Annotated in this window: 16 protein-coding genes, 2 tRNA genes and 1 riboswitch; of the genes, 16 read left to right on the top strand and 2 right to left on the bottom strand. The window is 65.7% G+C overall.

Going from position 1 to position 19,332, the window contains the following annotated elements:
- Positions 1-3: 3 nt before the first annotated feature.
- The 16 genes from fdhF (at position 4) to OSH12_RS10285 (ending at position 17,513) form a co-directional block, all read left to right on the top strand.
- Positions 4-2,850 (top strand): formate dehydrogenase subunit alpha, encoded by a 2,847-nt coding sequence (gene fdhF, locus OSH12_RS10360; RefSeq protein WP_266343472.1) that lies wholly within the window; start codon positions 4-6, stop codon positions 2,848-2,850.
- Positions 2,851-2,853: 3 nt separating this feature from the next.
- Positions 2,854-3,669, top strand: coding sequence for a formate dehydrogenase accessory sulfurtransferase FdhD (gene fdhD / locus OSH12_RS10355; protein ID WP_266343471.1), 816 nt, complete (start codon positions 2,854-2,856; stop codon positions 3,667-3,669).
- Positions 3,662-3,895 carry a formate dehydrogenase subunit delta gene (locus OSH12_RS10350; RefSeq protein ID WP_266343470.1) on the top strand — a complete coding sequence of 78 codons (234 nt, stop codon included), beginning with the start codon at positions 3,662-3,664 and terminating at the stop codon, positions 3,893-3,895. Before fdhD ends, OSH12_RS10350 begins: the two co-directional genes overlap by 8 nt.
- A 286-nt stretch (positions 3,896-4,181) precedes the next feature.
- Positions 4,182-4,257, top strand: a tRNA-Asn gene (locus OSH12_RS10345).
- A 94-nt stretch (positions 4,258-4,351) separates the two neighbouring features.
- Positions 4,352-4,427 (top strand) — tRNA-Asn (locus OSH12_RS10340).
- A 460-nt stretch (positions 4,428-4,887) separates the two neighbouring features.
- Complete coding sequence (locus OSH12_RS10335; protein ID WP_266343469.1) at positions 4,888-5,865, top strand: tripartite tricarboxylate transporter substrate binding protein; 978 nt, start codon at positions 4,888-4,890, stop codon at positions 5,863-5,865.
- An 89-nt stretch (positions 5,866-5,954) separates the two neighbouring features.
- A complete protein-coding gene (locus OSH12_RS10330; protein ID WP_266343468.1) occupies positions 5,955-6,431 on the top strand; it encodes a tripartite tricarboxylate transporter TctB family protein in 477 nt (158 codons plus the stop codon).
- Positions 6,432-6,434: 3 nt separating this feature from the next.
- Positions 6,435-7,934, top strand: coding sequence for a tripartite tricarboxylate transporter permease (locus OSH12_RS10325; protein WP_266343467.1), 1,500 nt, complete (start codon positions 6,435-6,437; stop codon positions 7,932-7,934).
- Between the two features lie 207 nt (positions 7,935-8,141).
- Complete coding sequence (locus tag OSH12_RS10320; RefSeq protein ID WP_266343466.1) at positions 8,142-8,399, top strand: hypothetical protein; 258 nt, start codon at positions 8,142-8,144, stop codon at positions 8,397-8,399.
- Positions 8,400-8,429: 30 nt separating this feature from the next.
- Positions 8,430-8,646: riboswitch (cobalamin riboswitch) on the top strand.
- Between the two features lie 30 nt (positions 8,647-8,676).
- On the top strand, positions 8,677-8,877 hold the full coding sequence (locus tag OSH12_RS10315) for a CbtB domain-containing protein (RefSeq protein ID WP_266343465.1): 201 nt from the start codon (positions 8,677-8,679) through the stop codon (positions 8,875-8,877).
- Positions 8,878-8,894: 17 nt separating this feature from the next.
- Positions 8,895-9,644, top strand: a complete 750-nt coding sequence (locus OSH12_RS10310; RefSeq protein ID WP_266343464.1) for a CbtA family protein — start codon at positions 8,895-8,897, stop codon at positions 9,642-9,644.
- Positions 9,645-9,648: 4 nt separating this feature from the next.
- On the top strand, positions 9,649-10,197 hold the full coding sequence (gene cobU, locus OSH12_RS10305; protein ID WP_266343463.1) for a bifunctional adenosylcobinamide kinase/adenosylcobinamide-phosphate guanylyltransferase: 549 nt from the start codon (positions 9,649-9,651) through the stop codon (positions 10,195-10,197).
- Positions 10,194-11,210 carry a cobalamin biosynthesis protein CobW gene (cobW, locus tag OSH12_RS10300; protein WP_266343462.1) on the top strand — a complete coding sequence of 339 codons (1,017 nt, stop codon included), beginning with the start codon at positions 10,194-10,196 and terminating at the stop codon, positions 11,208-11,210. Before cobU ends, cobW begins: the two co-directional genes overlap by 4 nt.
- A gap of 3 nt (positions 11,211-11,213) precedes the next feature.
- Positions 11,214-15,176: a cobaltochelatase subunit CobN gene (gene cobN / locus OSH12_RS10295; RefSeq protein ID WP_266343461.1), complete on the top strand. Its 3,963-nt coding sequence runs from the start codon at positions 11,214-11,216 to the stop codon at positions 15,174-15,176.
- A complete protein-coding gene (cobO, locus tag OSH12_RS10290; RefSeq protein WP_266343460.1) occupies positions 15,173-15,796 on the top strand; it encodes a cob(I)yrinic acid a,c-diamide adenosyltransferase in 624 nt (207 codons plus the stop codon). The genes cobN and cobO overlap by 4 nt, the downstream gene beginning before the upstream one ends.
- Before the next feature lie 256 nt (positions 15,797-16,052).
- Positions 16,053-17,513, top strand: coding sequence for a cobyric acid synthase (locus OSH12_RS10285; protein WP_266343459.1), 1,461 nt, complete (start codon positions 16,053-16,055; stop codon positions 17,511-17,513).
- Here the strand turns inward: OSH12_RS10285 and cbiB are convergent.
- Together cbiB and OSH12_RS10275 are read right to left on the bottom strand one after the other, a co-directional pair.
- Positions 17,485-18,468 (bottom strand): adenosylcobinamide-phosphate synthase CbiB, encoded by a 984-nt coding sequence (gene cbiB, locus OSH12_RS10280; RefSeq protein ID WP_266343458.1) that lies wholly within the window; start codon positions 18,466-18,468, stop codon positions 17,485-17,487. The genes OSH12_RS10285 and cbiB overlap by 29 nt on opposite strands.
- 4 nt (positions 18,469-18,472) lie before the next feature.
- Positions 18,473-19,327: an ABC transporter substrate-binding protein gene (locus tag OSH12_RS10275; protein ID WP_266343457.1), complete on the bottom strand. Its 855-nt coding sequence runs from the start codon at positions 19,325-19,327 to the stop codon at positions 18,473-18,475.
- Positions 19,328-19,332: the final 5 nt, after the last annotated feature.

Raw genomic sequence — 19,332 nt, 5'->3', positions numbered from 1 at the left:
GCCATGTCGCTCATCCATGAGATCGATTACGGCACGCCGCGTTCGAAGGCGGAAACGATGGTGACGCTCACCATCGACGGCGAGACGATGACGGTGCCGGAAGGCACCTCGATCATGCGCGCAGCCAAGGAGATGGGAACCGCCATCCCAAAACTCTGCGCCACCGACATGGTCGAGGCGTTCGGCTCCTGTCGGCTCTGTCTGGTCGAGATCGAGGGCAGGGCGGGAACGCCGGCCTCCTGCACCACGCCGGTGCTGCCGGGCATGGTGGTCAAGACCCAGACCGACCGGCTGAAGCGCCTGCGCAAGGGCGTGATGGAGCTCTATATCTCCGATCACCCGCTCGATTGCCTGACCTGCGCCGCGAATGGCGATTGCGAATTACAGGACATGGCCGGCGCGGTCGGCCTGCGCGATGTCCGCTATGGCCATGAGGGGCACAACCACCCCAATCCCGGCCTCGACGAATCCAACCCCTATTTCACCTACGACCCGTCAAAGTGCATCGTCTGCTCGCGCTGCGTGCGCGCCTGCGAGGAAGTGCAGGGCACCTTCGCGCTGACAATCGCCGGGCGCGGTTTTGACAGCGTCGTCTCGCCCGGCATGGAGGAGAGCTTCCTCGGCTCGGAGTGCGTCTCCTGCGGCGCCTGCGTGCAGGCCTGCCCTACCGCAACCCTGACCGAGAAGTCGGTGATCGAGATCGGCCAGCCCGAGCATTCCGTCATCACCACCTGCGCCTATTGCGGCGTCGGCTGCACCTTCAAGGCCGAGATGCGCGGCAACGAGGTCGTGCGCATGGTGCCCTGGAAGGACGGCAAGGCGAACCGGGGCCACTCCTGCGTCAAGGGACGCTTCGCCTGGGGCTATGCCAGCCACAAGGAACGCATCCTCAACCCGATGATCCGCGAAAGCATCACCGACCCGTGGCGGGAAGTGTCCTGGGAAGAGGCGATCGCCCATACGGCGTCCGAGTTCAAGCGCATCCAGGCGAAATATGGCCGGCTCTCGATCGGCGGCATCACCTCGTCGCGCTGCACCAATGAGGAAACCTTCCTCGTCCAGAAGCTGATCCGCGGCGGCTTCGGCAACAACAATGTCGATACCTGCGCCCGCGTCTGCCATTCGCCGACCGGCTATGGCTTGAGCCAGACCTATGGCACCTCGGCCGGCACGCAGGATTTTGACTCGGTCGAGCAGTCCGACGTCATCCTGCTGATCGGCGCCAACCCGACCGACGCGCACCCTGTCTTCGGCTCGCGCATGAAGAAGCGGCTGCGCGAGGGCGCGAAGCTGATCGTGCTCGATCCGCGCCGCATCGACCTCGTGCGCATGCCGCATGTCGAGGCGTCCCATCATCTGCCGCTCCGGCCAGGCACCAATGTCGCCGTGCTGACGGCGCTCGCCCATGTCGTCGTCACCGAAGGACTGGCCGACGAGCATTTCGTGCGCGAGCGCTGCGACTGGGACGAGTTCCAGGATTGGGCCGCCTTCGTCGCCGACCCGCGCCACAGCCCGGAGGCAATCTCCGAGCTTTGCGGCGTCCCGGCCGAGGACATTCGCGCCGCCGCCCGGCTCTACGCCGGCGGAGAGAATGGCGCGATCTACTATGGTCTCGGCGTCACCGAGCACAGCCAGGGCTCGACCACGGTGATGGCGATCGCCAACCTCGCCATGGCAACCGGCAATATCGGCCGCCCGGGCGTCGGCGTGAACCCGCTGCGCGGCCAGAACAACGTGCAGGGCGCCTGCGACATGGGCTCGTTCCCGCACGAGTTCTCTGGCTATCGCCATGTCTCGGGCGACGAGACACGGCAATTGTTCGAATCGCTCTGGGGCGTGCCGCTCGATAGCGAGCCGGGCCTGCGCATCCCCAACATGCTCGACGCCGCCGTCGATGGGGTGTTCAAGGGCCTCTATGTCCAGGGCGAGGATATCCTGCAGTCCGATCCCGACACGCGGCATGTCGCGGCTGGCCTCGCCGCCATGGAATGCGTCGTCGTGCAGGATTTGTTCCTGAACGAGACGGCCAACTACGCGCATGTCTTCCTGCCGGGCTCGACCTTCCTGGAGAAGGACGGCACCTTCACCAATGCCGAGCGCCGCATCCAGCGCGTGCGCAAGGTGATGCCGTCGAAATCCGGCAAGGCCGACTGGGAGATCACGCTCGATCTCGCCCACGCCATGGGCTTCGACATGAACTACGCCCATCCGTCCGAGATCATGGACGAGATCGCCCGGCTGACGCCGAGTTTCGCAGGCGTTTCCTATGCCAAGCTCGAGGCCGAGGGTTCGGTGCAGTGGCCCTGCAACGAGAAGGCGCCGCTGGGCACGCCGGTCATGCATATCGACGGCTTCGTGCGCGGCAGGGGCCGCTTCATGGTCACCGAATATGTCGCGACTGACGAGCGCACCGGCCCGCGCTTCCCGCTGCTGCTCACCACTGGCCGCATCCTGTCGCAATACAATGTCGGCGCGCAGACGCGGCGCACCGAGAACGTCGTCTGGCATGGCGAGGACCGGCTGGAGATCCATCCGCACGACGCCGAGCAGCGCGGCGTGCATGACGGCCAGTGGGTCAAGCTCGCCAGCCGATCCGGCGAGACGAGCCTGCGGGCGCTGATCACCGAGCGCGTCGCGCCGGGCGTCGTCTACACGACCTTCCACCATCCCGGCACCCAGGCGAACGTCGTCACCACCGATTTCTCCGACTGGGCCACCAATTGCCCGGAATACAAGGTGACGGCCGTGCAGGTCATGCCCTCGAACGGTCCTACGGCCTGGCAGGAGGGCTATGACGAGCAGTCGCGCAACAGCCGCCGGATCGCGCCGCTGGTCGAGGCGGCGGAGTAGGGGATGCAACCGCCCTTCCTTCGCGTGCCAAGAACGCTCTGGCGCGCCGATGGCGCGGCGGGTGGCGAGCGTGCTGTCCCCGAGGAGGTCGCGGTTGCGCTGACCTATGACGGCAGCACGCAGGCCGTGATGATGGCGACGCCGGCCGATCTCGAGGATTTTGCCATAGGCTTCAGCCTGTCGGAGGGCATCGTCGCCGACGCATCCGAGATCGAGCGTTTCGAGATCGTCGAACAGGAAATCGGCGTTGAGTTGCGTATGTGGCTCGCGGCATCGCGCGGGGAGGCGCTGGCGCAGAGGCGGCGCTACATGGCGGGGCCGACGGGCTGCGGCCTCTGCGGCATCGACAGCCTTGGCGAGGCGATGCGCATCATTCCGCCGGTTGGCGAGAGCGTGCGCTTCAGCGCATCCGAAATCCGCGCCGCGCTGGAGGCGCTGGCGCCGCTGCAGGTCCTGAACCGCGAGACCCATTCGATGCACGCCGCGGCCTTTGCCGTGCCGGGTGAGGGCGTTGTCGCGCTGCGCGAGGATGTCGGCCGCCACAACGCGCTGGACAAGCTTTGCGGCGCATTGGCCCGGGGCAGCGTCGATGCGTCGTCCGGCATGATCCTGCTGACCAGCCGCGTCTCGGTCGAGATGGTGCAGAAATCGGCCATGATCGGCGCGCCGCTGATCGTCGCCGTCTCGGCGCCGACCGCGCTGGCCGTCCGCACGGCCGAGGCGGCCGGCATCACGCTGGTTGCCATCGCGCGCGGCGACAGCTTTGAAGTTTTCACGCATCCCCACCGCATCGCCGAGAAAGCCGCCGTCCATGTCTGAGCGCTCATCCGACAAGCTCGTCCACATGGCGAACCAGATCGGCAAATTCTTCGCCAGCCAGGGTGCGGAAACGGCTCCGGCAGCGATCGCCGAACATCTGCGCAAGTTCTGGGACCCGAGAATGCGCGTCGGCATCCTCGCTCATCTGGAAGCGGGCGGCGCTGGCCTCGATCCGCTGGTGCGGGACGCTATCGAGAAGCTGCGCGAGATGATGGCGGTCCGGTGATCATCGCTGCCGGGTAGGGCGCAACGGCGTCCCCGATTGTGAACGGGGTGCGCAGAATCCTCGTCTGGTCCATGCCAAGGACACGGCGGGGCTCATGAACCACTCGAATGAAATTTATGCGGCTGCGGATCCGGTCGCTGTCTCCGGAGTTATCCCCACGCCAAACCGGCAGGAACGCTACGTTTTCCTGTCCTCATGCGCATCCTTGCCGAAAACTCTCGTTTTAGGACTTTGCAAGCCGACGCAGGCTTTGCTATAGCCTCGCTCACAGCAGCGGCGACGCTGTTCCGCGATAGCTCAGTTGGTAGAGCAGGTGACTGTTAATCACCGGGTCGTTGGTTCGAGTCCAACTCGCGGAGCCAAATTTGATCAAGGGGTTAGATGGATTGCCATCTGGCCCCTTGATTGTTTCAAAGCCTCGGCGACGAGGCTTCGGGCAGACGCCGCAAACGCTGTTCCGCGATAGCTCAGTTGGTAGAGCAGGTGACTGTTAATCACCGGGTCGTTGGTTCGAGTCCAACTCGCGGAGCCAGATTTGATCAAGGGGCTGGATGGATTGCCATCTGGCCCCTTGATTGTTTCAGGGCCCTTTTTGCCTCGTGCAGCCGTCTATCCTGACGGCACATGCATAGCGCCCAAGCCGAATCCTGATGCCGCGGCGATGCTCCGATGCGATTTGCCGGGATCCGATGCATCGCAATCAGGCTTGGTCGTCGCTGTCTGCCCAGCCCTCACCCATATTGCACCACAGCATAGCGTTTGCAGCGCACAGACTAACAAGTGACTGCCGATTCATTGTGCAGCATATCGCTACGTAATCAACAGCTTGCCCTCGTCATTCCGTTCTGCATTACGATGTTTGCGTTGACAGACTATCCGCCGGTCTGAATAGTTTACAGACTAATCCCAAGCAGGGATCGGATTTGCCAGCGGCTCGGGCGGGGAGGCTCGGTCGCGATAGTGCGATATTGTCAATATTCTGGGAGGAATTCATGCTGCGACGTACGCTTCTTTGCACCGCGCTGGCCTTTGCATCGGCCGCGGTTGCCGTCCCCGCCATGGCCCAATCGGCTTATCCCGACCGGCCTATCCAGTTGATCGTTCCCTGGGGTGCAGGCGGCGGCACCGACGCGGTGGCGCGCATCCTCGGCACCCTTTTGCAGCAGGAACTCGGCGTCCCGGTCAATGTCGTCAATCGCACGGGCGGTTCCGGCGTGGTCGGCCATAGCGCCATCGCAACCGCCAAGCCGGACGGCTACACCATCGGCGTCGTGACGATCGAGATCGACATGATGCACTGGCAGGGCTTGACGGCCCTGACCTACAAGGACTTCGACTTCCTCGCCATGGTCAATGCCGATCCGGGCGGCGTGATGGTCTCGGTCGATTCGCCGTACAAGACGCTCCCCGACCTCCTGGCCGCCATCAAGGAAAAGCCATCCGGCACCTTCAAGGCATCCGGTACCGGGCAGGGCGGCATCTGGCATCTCGGCCTCGCCGGCTGGATGTTGTCGCATGGCCTGAAGCCGGACCAGGTCACCTGGGTGCCGAGCCAGGGTGCTGCCCCCGGCATCACCGACATGGTCGCCGGCGGCGTCGATATCGTCCCGACGTCGCTCGCCGAGGGGCGCTCCATGATCGACGCCAAACGCGTCATCGCGCTCGGTTCCATGTCGCCGGAACGGCAGGAGCTCTTCCCGGATGCGCCCACGCTGAAGGAGTCGGTCCAGTCCGACTGGACGCTGGCCGTCTGGCGCACCATTGCCGCCCCGAAGGGCCTGCCGGAGGATGTCGCGACCAAGCTCGGCGTCGCGCTGGAGAAGGCCTACAACAGCCCCGAATACAAGAAATTCATGACCGAACGCGGCTTCGGCATGCGTTGGGCCGATGGCAAGGAAGCGACGCGCATCGTCTCCGAGGATGACGCGACGCTCGGCAAGATCATGAAGGAGGCCGGTTTCGCGAAGTAGCGGCCGGCCAACATCCGATCACCTGCATGCGGCGCGGCCGGGACAAGCTTCCCGGCCGTGTCGGTTCCCCGGTCTTGCACGGAGCGGCCATGATCAAACTTTCCGAACTTCATTTGGGTATCCTGGCCGCGCTCGGTGGGATCGTCCTTCTCTTTGCATCCGCGAACTTTGCCCCGCTTCCGGGCCAGGCCTATGGCGCGGGAACCATGCCGCGACTGATCGGCTGGTGCGCCATCCTGCTCGGCTGCTTCATGGTGGCGACCAGCCTCAAGCACCTGCCGGAGATGGCGAAGCCGCATCTCGCCGACTGGGTGCGCAAGCCGCGCCTGGCCTTCGCCGCGCTGGCCTGCCTGGCGGTGATCGTCTTCTACATCCTGTTCGCCGAAACGCTCGGCTTCCTGCCCACGAGCTTCCTCGGCCTTCTCGCCCTGATGCTGGTGCTGCGGACGAAATGGCCGACGGCGATCCTGGCGAGCCTGGCGACGACTTTGGCGGTCTACTACGCCTTTTCGCGCCTTCTCATGGTGCCGCTGCCGCGCACCGAATTTCTCTCGTTTCTCGGGTGACGCATGCTGATCTTTGAACAGGCTGCGGCCCTCGTCTTCGACCCCTATGTGCTCGGCGTCATTCTGGCGTCGGCCATCTTCGGCATGCTGGTCGGCGCCATTCCGGGCCTGACCGCCACCATGGCAACGGCGCTGCTGGTGCCGATGACCTTCTTCATGGATCCGGTTCCGGCCATCGCCGCGATCGTGACCGCCACCGCCATGGCGATCTTCGCGGGCGACATTCCGGCGGCGTTGCTGCGCATGCCAGGCACGCCATCGAGTGCGGCCTATGTCGATGACGCCTACAAGATGACGCAATCCGGGCGGGGTGACGAAGCCCTGGGGGCTGCGCTCGTCTTCTCGGCCATTGGCGGCCTGTTCGGCTCGATCGTGCTTATGACGCTGGCGCCGGCTCTCGCCGAAGTGGCGTTGCGCTTCAGCTCGGAAGAGTATTTCTGGCTGGTGCTGCTCGGCCTCTCCTGCGCCGTCTTCGTCACCCCGAGCTCGCCGACGCGCGGCCTGATCTCGCTGCTGTTCGGGTTGTTCGTCGCGACGATCGGCATGGAGAACCCCTCGGGCGAGCCGCGCTTTTCCTTCGGCAATCTCGAGCTGATGGCCGGTATCCAGTTCATCCCGGCGATGATCGGCCTGTTTGCCATCTCCGAGATCCTGCGCACGGTGACAGCCACGATCCCGCGTCAAAAAATTCCGCGCTCGGACGGGCATGGCATCTTCAAGACGCAGTGGAAGAATTTGAAGAAATATCCGGTCCAGACCGTGCGCGGCAACATCACGGGCACCGCGCTCGGCATCCTGCCGGGGGCGGGCGCCGACATCGCCGCCTGGATCTCCTACGCCATCTCGAAGCGCTTTTCGAAAACTCCGGAAAAGTTCGGCACCGGCCATGTCGAAGGACTGGTCGAAGCGGGCGCTTCGAACAACTCCGCCGTCAGCGGCGCCTGGATTCCGGCGCTCGTCTTCGGCATTCCCGGCGATTCGATCACGGCAATCGTCATTGGCGTGCTCTACATCAAGGGCATCAATCCCGGTCCGACCATCTTCATCAACGACCCGCAGACCGTCTACGCGATCTTCATGGTCTTCATCCTTGCCAATCTGATCATGCTGCCGTTGGGCTGGCTCGCCATTCGCGGCGCACGGCCGATGCTCTCGATTCCGCCCTCGACGCTGATGCCGATGATTCTGATCTTCTGCATTGTCGGCGCCTTTGCCATCGCCAATTCGACGGCCGGCATCGTCATGATGCTGATCTTCGGTATCATCGGCTTCTTCATGGAAGAGAACGATATCCCGATCGCGCCGGCCATTCTCGGCATGGTGCTGGGGCCGATGCTGGAGCAGAACTTCATCACTTCGATGATCAAGGCGGATGGCGATATCTTCCGCTTCTTCGAGCGGCCGATCGCCGGCGGGCTGGGCGTGTTCACGATCCTGATCTGGACACTGCCGCTGGTAATGCTGCTGCTTCGCCGGCGCAAACAGGCCCGTCTCGCAACCTGATCGCGTGGTTGCTTCGACAGAATCGAGAATGCCCCGGCGCGGTGAAAACCGTGCCGGGGCATTGTTTTTGAGCGGAGGAATTCCGTCGGCGCGGCCGGCAACCGTTGCAATCCCGCATCGTTCTTCCACATAAGAAAGCAGTTCCGACACGCCCGGCACCGAGTTGGGCGTAGCGCTTACAGCGTCAGCATGGAGAAAACAGGCCGCATGGCTTCGATCCGTTTCGGCAAGAAAGCGATCCCACTCCCCAATAGCCGGACGGCGCGTACCGCGATCGGCGGAGGCTTTCTTCTGGGCGGTGTGCTTGGTTTCTTGCCCATTCTCGGCTTCTGGATGGTGCCGGTCGGCCTGGTGGTGCTGTCGCATGACTCGCCTCGCGTCCGCCGTATCCGCCGCAAGTCCGAAGTCGCCTTGCTGCGTCGCTGGGCCAAGTTTCGCAGCAAGGGCGTCGCTGCCGCCAAATGAGGCGCAGCTTGCGCCGCAGGCGCAATCAATCTAGCGTGAATGCGCGACGGTTCCCCTGAAAGGCCTCAGGCTTTGGGGGATGAAATGGGAATTCGGTACGGAAGGACCCTTGCGGGATTCCAAATCCGAAGCTGCCCCCGCAACTGTAAGCGGCGAGCGACCTCGCGATGGCCACTGGGAAACCGGGAAGGCGTCGAGGAAGCAGCGACCCGCGAGCCAGGAGACCAGCCAGCGCCTCATACCAGCCAGCCGTCGGTGGGACGGTGAAGGAGACGCTATGACCCAGTTTTCAAAGACCGCGACCAGCGCGACCGTGATTGCAGCCGGACAGGCGCAAACGGGCGCACGCATGATTCCGGCGCTCGTCGCCGTTGCTTTCGGCATATTCCTGTTTGTCGGCACCGGCTTTGCCGCGCCGAGCATGGTCCATAACGCGACGCACGACACGCGTCACGCTCTCGGCTTGCCCTGCCACTAGGCCCCACAGGATAAGACATGTTCAAGACCATCATTCTCAGCGCCTTCGGCGCTGGACTTGTCGTTGCCGTGGCGCTTTCCGCCGTGCAGGCCGTGACGACCGAGCCGCTGCTTTTCCACGCCGAGACCTTCGAGAACGCGGAACCGGCGGTTGCAGCCGCCGCGCCGCATGAACACGCGACCGGTGAAGCGCACACCCATGACGCGGCACCGGCTGCCGCCGAAGCGGCTGCTCCGGCGCACGAGCATGACGCGGACGAGTGGGGACCGAGCGACGGTTTCGAGCGCTCCGCCTATACCTTCCTTGCCAATCTTCTGATGGGTGTCGGCGTCTCGGCCATTCTGCTCGGGCTGATGTCGATCCGTGGCGGCTCGATCAATGCGCGCACCGGCGTGCTTTGGGGCGTCGCCGGCTTCTTCGCCGCCGGCCTGCTGCCCTCGCTCGGCCTGACGCCGGAACTGCCCGGCACGCCCGCCGCTGCCCTCGAGGCGCGCCAGATCTGGTGGCTGTCGACCGTTGCCGCATCCGCTATCGGCATTGCGCTCATCGTCTTCGCCGAATCGGTGCTGCTGAAGATCGCCGGCCTCGTCATCGGTGTCCTGCCGCATGTCATCGGCGCACCGGTTCCGCCGTCGCTGGAGGCCGCCTATCCGGCTGTCATGGCGGCCGAATTCACCTCGGCTTCGCTGGTGGTGACGGCGTTGCTCTGGGCGCTTTCCGGCATCTGCGCCGGCTGGCTCTATCAGCGACTGTCGCGGTCGGCCTGAGATCGTGTCATCCCCCGCGCCGCGCACGGCGCTCATCCTCGGCGGCGCCCGCTCCGGCAAGAGCCGCTTCGCCGAGGATATCGTGGCCCGCACCGGGCTGCCCGCCACCTATCTGGCGACGGCCGAGATCCGCGATGCTGAGATGCAGGCGCGGATTTCGGCGCATCGCGACCGGCGCGGCGTCGACTGGACCACGGTCGAAGAGCCGCTCGACCTGACGGGCCGACTGGCGACTTTGACCGATCCCGGTCGCGTCCTCCTCGTCGATTGTCTGACGCTCTGGCTCTCCAACCTGATGGAAGCGGAGCGGGACGTCGCCGGCGAAGGCGATGCGCTCGCCGCCCTGCTTGCCGAGGCGACGGGGCCGGTCGTGCTGGTTTCCAACGAGGTCGGCTCCGGCATCGTGCCGATGAACGCGCTCGCCCGTCGCTTCGCCGACGAGCAGGGCCGCCTCAACCAGAAGATCGCAGCAGCGGTCCAAACCGTCTTTCTCGTGGCCGCCGGCCTGCCGGTGCGCCTGAAACCCAATCCCAATCCGGAGTTCGTCCTTTGACCGCCCGTATCCCCGCCACCATCGTCACCGGATTTCTGGGTGCCGGAAAGACCACGCTGATCCGCAACCTGATCGCCGGCGCCGAAGGTCGCCGCATCGCGCTGATCGTCAACGAATTCGGCGACATGGGCTTCGATGGCTCGCTGCTGTCGGATTGCGGCGTCGACGATTGCAAGCCGGATACGGTGATCGAACTCACCAATGGCTGCATCTGCTGCACCGTTGCGGACGATTTCCTGCCGACCATTGAGCAGCTGCTGGCGCGTGACAACCCGCCCGATCACATCGTCATCGAGACCTCCGGCCTGGCGCTGCCGCAGCCGCTGGTGCGCGCCTTCACCTGGCCGACCGTGCGCCACCGCGTCACCATCGACGGCGTCATCACCGTCGTCGACGCGGAAGCGGTGGCCGCCGGCCGCTTCGCCCATGACGAGGAGGCCGTCGTCGCCCAGCGCGCCGCCGACGAGTCGCTCGATCACGACGACCCGATTGAGGAACTGTTCGAGGACCAGCTTTCCTGCGCGGATCTGATCGTCTTTTCGAAGACCGATCTCGTCGACGCAAAGCAGCTCGAGGAAGTGGCCAAGATTGTTGCGCGCGACGCCCGCAAGGAAGCGCGCGTCGTGCATGCGACGGCATCCGGCCTGCCGGCTTCGGTGCTGCTCGGCGTCGGTGCTGCAGCGGAAAACGACGCCTTCGAGCGCAAGAGCCATCACGATCTCGAAGGCGAAGAGCACGATCACGACGATTTCGACACCTTCATCGTCGACGTCGCCGAACTCGCTTCCATCGAGGCGCTGGCGAGCCGCGTGCGAGCTGCCATGGCGGAGACGGGTGTCCTGCGGATCAAGGGCCGCGCGGCGATCACAGGCAAGGCAGCGCCCGCCATCGTCCAGGCCGTCGGCCCCCGCGTCGACACCTATTTCGCGCCCGGCGGCACCGCCGGCCGTCTTGTGGTGATCGGCGAGCGCGGCCTCGACGTCGCGGCCATCTCCGCGCATTTCAGGGCCTGAGCCATGCATCTTGTTGCCGGAGAGATGGAGCGGATCGACGATGGCGGTAGCGCCGTCGATCTCGACCAGTCGCCCGGCGACATCATCATCCTGTCGGCGGCCGATACGGAGCTCGCGGCCTTCGCCTCGGCCTTCGCGTCCCGGCCAGAGGGGCCGTCGCTGCGCCTCGCCAATCTGATGCAGCTGACGCATCCCTATTCGGTCGATCTCTATCTGGAGAAGACCGTCGCGAAGGCGAAGTTCGTCTTCATCCGGATGATGGGCGGCGTCGGCTATTGGCCCTATGGGCTGGAGGCGCTGCGGGCGCTTTCGCGCGCCGGCGGGCCGCAGATCGCCGTCGTGCCGGGCGAGGATCGCTGGGATCAGGCGCTGGAGGCGTATACAACCGTCGAGCCGGAGATAGCGCAAAAACTCTGGCGCTATTGCGCCGAGGGCGGCGCGGTCAATATCGGCCGGTCGCTCGCCTATCTCCGCCATGCAATCGGCGCGAACGAGGCGCCGGCGGAGCCGCAGGTGCTCCCCGAGGTCGGCTTCTACCGCCCGGGCGAGGGCGTGGTCGCCGAGGCCTTGCGCTCTGGCGATGCCGGACGCCCGGTGGCGCTGCTGACCTTCTATCGCTCGGTCATTCCCGGTGGCTCGACCGAGCCGGTCGATGCGCTGATCGAGGCTCTCGACCGCGAGGGGATTTCGACCGTCGCGATCTTCGCCTCCAGCCTGAAGAACGAGGCCGCCGCGGCCTTCGTCGACAAGGCCTTCGACGACTGGAAGCCGGCGATTGTCCTCAACGCAACCGCCTTCGCGATTTCGCGGCCCGGCCGGGCGCATGAACCGACCGTCCTCGACCGCGCCGGCCGTCCAGTGCTGCAGATCGTCTTCGCCGGCACCAGCCGCGAGGCATGGCTGGAATCGAGCCGGGGCCTCGGCCCGCGCGACCTGATCATGAATGTCGTGCTGCCGGAGGTCGATGGTCGCATCCTGACCCGCGCCGTCTCCTTCAAGGAGGAAGTGACCGGCAACGAACTGACCGACAGCCGCATCGTCGTCTACCGCGCGGACCGCGAGCGCATCGCCTTCGTCGCGGCGCAGGCCAAGCGTTGGATCCGGCTCGGAGAGGCTGCACCGGCGGATCGTAAGATTGCGCTCGTGCTTTCCAATTATCCCGACCGTGACGGCCGCCTCGCCAATGGCGTCGGCCTCGACACGCCGGAAAGTGCGGCGCGGATTGCTGACGCCATGAAGGCGGCCGGCTATGCGCTGGATGGTTTCCCGGAGACGGGCAGGGCGCTGATGGAGCTTCTGCTCTCCGGCCCGACCAACGCGCTGGCGAAGCGGGCAGAAAGACCCTCACCCCACCCTCTCCCGCAAGCGGGCGAGGGCTTTGCGTCCGATCATGTCACGGAGGCCGGCCCCCTTCCTTCACCTCTCCCTGAGGGAGAGGTCGGCCCGCAGGGCCGGGTGAGGGTTTACGGCTTATCCGAGGATTACACGATCGCGGTGCAGTGGGCGGGTGACGGTCTAGAGCCGTTTCCGGATCATTCCCTAAACCCTCACCCGCCGGCTTCGCCGTCGACCTCTCCCTCAGGGAGAGGTGAAGGGATTTGCCTCGCCCTCTCCGACTACCGCGACTTCCATGACGCGCTGCCGGCGCGCGTGCGGGACGGCCTCGCCGAGCGCTGGGGCGAGCCGGAGGCCGATCCGTTCTTCGCGGATGGCGCGTTCCGCCTGGCGATCCATCGCTTCGGCAATGTCGTGGTCGGCATCCAGCCGGCGCGGGGCTATGGCATCGATCCGAAATCGACCTATCACGATCCCGATCTCGTGCCGCCGCATCACTATCTCGCCTTCCATGCCTGGCTGCGGCAAAGCTTTGATGTCGACGCCATCGTGCATGTCGGCAAGCACGGCAATCTCGAATGGCTGCCCGGCAAGGCGCTGGGCCTCTCGAGTGAATGCTGGCCGGAAGTCGTGCTGGGGCCGACGCCGCTGATCTATCCCTTCATCGTCAACGATCCCGGCGAGGGCGCGCAGGCGAAGCGCCGCGCCTCGGCCGTCGTCGTCGACCATCTGATGCCGGCCTTGACGCGGGCCGAGGCGCATGGCGTCTTTGCCGAAATCGAGACGCTGATCGACGAATATCATCTGGCTCTCGGCGCCGATCCGCGCCGCCGCGATCATCTCGAACGCGAGATCCTGGATCAGGCCGTGCGCCACGGCATCGACCGCGATCTCGGCATCCTGCGCGATGGCGACCAGGGCAGCGCGCTACGCGCCATCGACGCGCATCTCTGCGAGATCAAGGAACTGCAAATCCGCGACGGGCTGCACATCTTTGGTAGCAGCCCGGTCGAAGAACATCGCCTCGATACGCTGATCGCGATTGCCCGCATCCCGCGCTCCGGCGGCAGGCCGGAAGACGGCTCGCTGCATCGGGCGATATCAGCCGATCTCGGCATCGCCGACTTCGACCCGCTCGCCTGCGACCTCGCGGCTGATTGGGATGGCGCCCGGCCTGAAGCGCTTTTGCGCGCGACCGACGCGCCCTGGCGAACGCATGGCGACACGGTCGAGCGCATCGAGATCGTGGCCAAGGCGACCGTGCGGACGTTCCTGACCAAGGACAGTTCCTTGCCGCCGCCCGGTCCCGGCACGACGGCGGTCCTTGACTGGATCGCAGAGGCGCTTGCACCGTCGCTGGACCGCTGCGGCGCGGACGAAATCGCGGCCGTGCTGACCGCGCTCGACGGTCGCTTCGTACCGCCCGGGCCCTCAGGCGCGCCGTCGCGCGGGCGGCCGGACGTACTGCCAACGGGCAAGAACTTCTACTCGGTCGATACCCGCGCGGTGCCGACCGCCGCCGCCTGGCGCATCGGCAAGGCGGCGGCCGAGGCGCTCGTGCTGCGCTACATGCAGGACGAGGGCGAGTGGCCCCGTTCGGTCGCGATTTCTGCCTGGGGCACGGCCAACATGCGTACCGGCGGCGACGACATCGCGCAGGTGCTGGCGCTGATCGGCGCCGAGCCGTGCTGGGAGACCGGCACCGGCCGCGTCACCGGCTTTCGCGTGCTGACGCTCTCGGAACTGAAGCGGCCGCGCGTCGACGTCACGCTGCGCATCTCGGGCATGTTCCGCGATGCGTTTCCCGAGCAGATCGACCTGATCGATTCCGCCATCCGCGCCATTGCCGCGCGCGAGGAGCCGGCCGACGCCAATCCGATCGCGGCGGCGCATGGAGCAGGGCAGGATCTCGCCCGCATCTTCGGCGCCAAGCCGGGCGCCTATGGCGCCGGCCTGCAGGCGATGATCGACGAAAAGATCTGGGACAGCCGTGCCGATCTCGGCGAGGCGTTCCTGGCCTGGTCGAGCTTTGCCTATGGCGGTGGCGCCGAGGGCGAAGCGGCCGGCGACCGGCTGCGCGCGCGGCTGGCCGGGACGGATGCCGTCCTGCACAACCAGGATAATCGCGAGCACGATATCCTCGACAGCGACGACTATTACCAGTTCCAGGGCGGTCTCTCGGCCTCGATCGAAACGCTGAAGGGAGCCGCGCCCCGGCTCTATCACGGCGATCATTCGCGGCCCGAAAATCCGGTCGTGCGTCCCTTGGCCGAAGAGATCGGCCGTGTCGTGCGCGGGCGGGCGATCAATCCGAAGTGGATCGCCGGCTGCATGCGCCACGGCTACAAGGGCGCCTTTGAGATGGCGGCGACGCTGGATTACCTCTTCGCCTTCGCTGCCACGACCCACGCCGTTGGCGATCATCATTTCGATGCGCTGTACGACGCCTATATCGCCGATGAGGCGGTTCGCGACTTCATCGCCGACGCCAATGAACCCGCACTTACCGAGATGGCCGATCGCTTTCTCGAAGCCATGGATCGCGGCCTCTGGTCGCCCCGCGCCAACAGCGCGTATGAACGGCTGGCAGCGCTCGCTTCCAGTCGTCCCGCACGAAAGGAAATCGCATGACCGTAGAAATGACCGAAGATGAACTGAATGCGCGGCATGCCGAGAAGATGCGCAAGAAGAAGGTCGTCCGCGACAAGATCCTCGCCTCGAAGAATGTCGAGAAGGGGCTTCTGATCGTCCACACTGGCAAGGGCAAGGGCAAGTCGACGGCCGCCTTCGGCATGGCGTTCCGCTCGCTAGGCCATGGTCTGCCGGTCGCCGTCGTGCAGTTTGTGAAGGGCGCGATGGATACGGGCGAGCGCATGGCGCTGGAGCGTTTCGGCGATCTCGTCTCGATCAACCGTCTCGGCGAGGGCTTCACCTGGGAGACGCAGGACCGCCAGCGCGACATCGCCGCCGCCCAGCATGCCTGGGAAACGGCGAAGGAACTGATCAGGAGCGGCGAATATCACCTCGTCGTGCTCGATGAGCTCAACATCGTGCTGCGCTACGATTACCTGCCGCTTGCCGAGGTCATCGCCTTCCTCACCGACGAGAAGCCGGCCGACGTGCATGTCGTCATCACCGGCCGCAACGCGCCGGACGCGCTGATCGAGATCGCAGATCTGGTCACCGAGATGGAACTGATCAAGCATCCGTTCCGCTCCGGCGTGAAGGCGCAGAAGGGCATCGAGTTTTGAGAAAGCCCGGCGACCTCCCTGTGAGGCCCGTTCGGCATTGCACCGATCACGCTCACCCATCATCCTGAGGTGCTTCGCGTGGCGAAGCCTCGAAGGAGGGGCCAGCAGGACATACCGGCGTGCGGACAAGGTCCGGCGAATCTGCCCCTGATCCGGTCCGGCGTTCCCTCGACCCTCCTTCGAGGCCCGGCCTTGCCGGGCACCTCAGGATGATGGTCGAGTCATGCAAAAAACTCCCTCAGGGAGAGGGGAAGAAATGACCGCCGCGATCATGTTCCAGGGCACCGGCTCGAATGTCGGCAAGTCGGTGCTCGTTGCCGGGCTGGCGCGGCTCTATGCGCGAAAAGGTATTCGTGTCGCGCCGTTCAAGCCGCAGAACATGTCGAACAATGCCGCTGTCACGGTGGATGGCGGCGAGATCGGCCGGGCGCAGGCTTTGCAGGCGCGGGCCGCCGGCCTCGAGCCGACCGTTCACATGAACCCGGTTCTGCTGAAGCCCGAAAGCGACACCGGCTCGCAGATCATCCTGCAGGGCCGGCGCTTCGGCACCATGCGGGCGCGCGAATACGGGAAGCGCAAGGCAGAACTGCTGCCCAGCATCCTCGAAAGCTTCGAACTCCTGAAGCAGAGCGCCGACCTGATCCTGGTCGAAGGCGCCGGCAGTCCTGCCGAAATCAATCTGCGTTCCGGCGATATCGCCAATATGGGTTTTGCCGAAGCCGCCGACCTGCCGGTGATCCTGATCGGCGACATCGATCGCGGCGGCGTCATCGCCAGCCTTGTCGGCACGCGCGCCGTGCTGCCGCAGGCCGACCGCGACCGGATCAAGGCGTTCCTCGTCAACAAGATGCGCGGCGACGCGAGGCTGTTCGATGATGGCGTCGCCGCCATCCGCGCCGCCACCGGCTGGCCGTCGCTCGGCGTCGTGCCATGGTTCGCCGAGGCGCACCGCCTGCCGGCGGAGGATATTCTCGATCTCTCCGGTGGCACCGTCCGGCCCGATACGCTCACCATCGCCGTGCCGGTGCTGCCGCGCATCGCCAATTTCGACGATCTCGACCCGCTGACGCTGGAACCAGGCGTGTCGGTCGTGCTGGTGCGGGCGGGCGAACCGATTCCGGTCTGCGATCTCGTCCTGATTCCCGGCTCGAAATCGACCATCGCCGACATGGCGTTCCTGCGCGCGCAGGGCTGGGACATCGATATTCTGGCGCATCGGCGGCGCGGCGGTCGCGTCATCGGCCTCTGTGGCGGCTACCAGATGCTGGGACGGGTGATTTCCGATCCCGACGGCCTCGAAGGACCGCCGCAGAGCATGCCGGGGCTTGGTCTGCTCGATGTCGAGACGATACTGGTCAGCGACAAGACAACGGCGCCGTTTTCCGGCCGCGATGCGCAATCGGGGCTCGCCGTCTCAGGCTACGAGATCCATCTCGGCCGCACCGACGGGCCGGATGCGGCGCGGCCGTGGCTGGAGCGTCGCGGCGTCGGCGAGGGGGCGGTCTCGGCCGATGGGCGGGTGCGCGGCAGCTATGTGCACGGGTTGTTCGGCGACGACGCTTTCCGACGCACATTTTTGATGAGCATCGGCGCGGAAGTGTCTGACCTCGCTTATGAAATCGAGGTCGATCGCACGCTGGATCGGCTCGCGGATCATCTGGAGGAACACGTCGATACCGACGCGATCCTCAAGTATGCAGATAGAGCCACACGATAAGCGTCAGGATCGCGCTGCCCGCCGTGGCGACCCGCAGGATCTTCAACGCCCGGCCGATATCGCCCGGTCCCGCCTCGTGCCGGCCGCCATCATTCAGGAACGGATCCTCGACCACCCGTTCGCCATAGCGGCGCGGCCCGGCGAGCGCGATGCCGAGCGCGCCGGCCATCGCGGCCTCCGGCCAGCCGGCATTGGGCGACCGATGCTTGCGCGCATCGTCGAGCATGGTGACGAAGGACTGCTTGATCGTGCCACCGACGAAGGGCGCTGCCATGGCGATGAGAAAGCCGGCGAGGCGGCTCGCGGGCAGGTTGACGAGATCATCCAGCCGCGCCGCCGCCCAGCCAAAGGCCTCGTGGCGTGTCGAGCGGTGGCCGATCATCGAATCCGCCGTGTTGATCATCTTGTAGGCGAAGAGGCCGGGCAGGCCGAAGACCGCGAACCAGAAAGCCGGGGCGACGACGCCATCGGAAAAGTTCTCGGCGGTCGATTCGATCGCGGCGCGGGTGACGCCCGCCTTGTCGAGGCTGTCGGGGTCGCGGCCGACGATCATCGAAACCGCCTTTCGCGCCTCGTCGAGACCGCCGGAATGAAACGCGTTCAGCACACGCAGGACGTGGTCGTACAGGCTGCGGCTCGCCAGCAATACCGAAGCGATGACCGGGATCAGCACGAAGCCATAGGGCAGCAGGGTGACGAGCCGCTCGATCAGCACGCCGGCAAACCAGGCGATGGCAACGAGCACGATCACGACGGCCATGCCGGCGGTGCGGCGGAGGCCCGGAGAGGCGGTCTCGCGGTTGAACGTGCGGTCGCAGATCCCGATCAACGCGCCGAACCAGGTTACCGGATGCGGCAGGCGACGCCAGATCCAGTCAGGGTCGCCGATGAGCGCGTCGAGGGCGATGGCGGCGATCAGCATCAGCAGGCGGATATCGAAGGGAAATTCGGTCATGCGTTTATGAGCCGCCCAGCCTGGCGCGCTCGGCCGACAGCATGTCTATGGCCTCGGGCAGCGAGGGCCCGGCGCAGATGGTCAAGCGGCCGGGTAGGGTGATGCGGCGCTCGGGCGGGTAGAGTTCGCGCAGGGCCGGATGTGCCAGCAGGGCGCTGCCCTGATCGGCGGCGACCACATGCGGGTCGGCGACGACGAGCAGGTCGGGTTTCTCGGTGACGATCCGTTCGAGTGGCACGAAGCCGCCCGTCTTGCCGGCAAGCTGGCCGCCCATGTCGGCAAAGCCGGCGAGGCGCAGCAATTCGCCCGTTAGCGTGTTCTGGCCCGTGACGTAGCCTCGGCGTTGATAGACGGCGACGGTCGGTTCATGCGCGCCGACCGGTACGGCGGCGGCCGCCTTGGTTCGCGCCGCCTCGATGCGGGCGATGAGATCGTCGCCTCGTTCGGGATGGCCGAGCAGCGTGGCTACATCGCGGATCTGCTTAATCGAATCATCGATCGACTTCACCGTATCGAGTTCGACCACCTTGAAGCCGAGCCGCTTCAGCATCGAGCGGGTTTCGCGCTTGGTGAAACGGCCGGCAAGCACGAGGTCCGGCTTGTGCCGGATCACGGTTTCGGCCGGCCCCGCGTCATGGCGAAACGCCTTTGCCTGCTCGGCGAGATAGGAATAGCCGGGATCGGTCGCATAGATCGACAGGGCGGCGATCTGTGCCGGATCGGCCAAGGCCAGCAGCAGTTGGTCGGCGCAGGCATTGATCGAGACGATCCGCTGAGGGGCGGCGATAGCCGGCGTTGCCAGCGCGGGGAGTGCCCATGCTGCAACAATCAGACCGAACCTGTTGACCCACGCGCGCATGACGT

This window comes from Kaistia terrae (assembly GCF_026344005.1).
In the GTDB taxonomy this organism is placed as follows: domain Bacteria; phylum Pseudomonadota; class Alphaproteobacteria; order Rhizobiales; family Kaistiaceae; genus Kaistia; species Kaistia terrae.
The sequence above is the reverse complement of the archived record's forward strand: the minus strand, read 5'-3'. Positions and strand labels throughout refer to the sequence as shown.

Coding starts and splice junctions, on each gene's coding strand:
- OSH12_RS10335 (WP_266343469.1), top strand. CDS start 4,888: ATGCTGCGACGTACGCTTCTTTGCACCGCGCTGGCCTTTGCATCGGCC.
- cobO (WP_266343460.1), top strand. CDS start 15,173: ATGACCGTAGAAATGACCGAAGATGAACTGAATGCGCGGCATGCCGAG.
- OSH12_RS10320 (WP_266343466.1), top strand. CDS start 8,142: ATGGCTTCGATCCGTTTCGGCAAGAAAGCGATCCCACTCCCCAATAGC.
- OSH12_RS10315 (WP_266343465.1), top strand. CDS start 8,677: ATGACCCAGTTTTCAAAGACCGCGACCAGCGCGACCGTGATTGCAGCC.
- OSH12_RS10330 (WP_266343468.1), top strand. CDS start 5,955: ATGATCAAACTTTCCGAACTTCATTTGGGTATCCTGGCCGCGCTCGGT.
- OSH12_RS10310 (WP_266343464.1), top strand. CDS start 8,895: ATGTTCAAGACCATCATTCTCAGCGCCTTCGGCGCTGGACTTGTCGTT.
- fdhF (WP_266343472.1), top strand. CDS start 4: ATGTCGCTCATCCATGAGATCGATTACGGCACGCCGCGTTCGAAGGCG.
- OSH12_RS10325 (WP_266343467.1), top strand. CDS start 6,435: ATGCTGATCTTTGAACAGGCTGCGGCCCTCGTCTTCGACCCCTATGTG.
- cobN (WP_266343461.1), top strand. CDS start 11,214: ATGCATCTTGTTGCCGGAGAGATGGAGCGGATCGACGATGGCGGTAGC.
- OSH12_RS10275 (WP_266343457.1), bottom strand. CDS start 19,327: ATGCGCGCGTGGGTCAACAGGTTCGGTCTGATTGTTGCAGCATGGGCA.
- OSH12_RS10350 (WP_266343470.1), top strand. CDS start 3,662: ATGTCTGAGCGCTCATCCGACAAGCTCGTCCACATGGCGAACCAGATC.
- cbiB (WP_266343458.1), bottom strand. CDS start 18,468: ATGACCGAATTTCCCTTCGATATCCGCCTGCTGATGCTGATCGCCGCC.
- fdhD (WP_266343471.1), top strand. CDS start 2,854: ATGCAACCGCCCTTCCTTCGCGTGCCAAGAACGCTCTGGCGCGCCGAT.
- OSH12_RS10285 (WP_266343459.1), top strand. CDS start 16,053: ATGACCGCCGCGATCATGTTCCAGGGCACCGGCTCGAATGTCGGCAAG.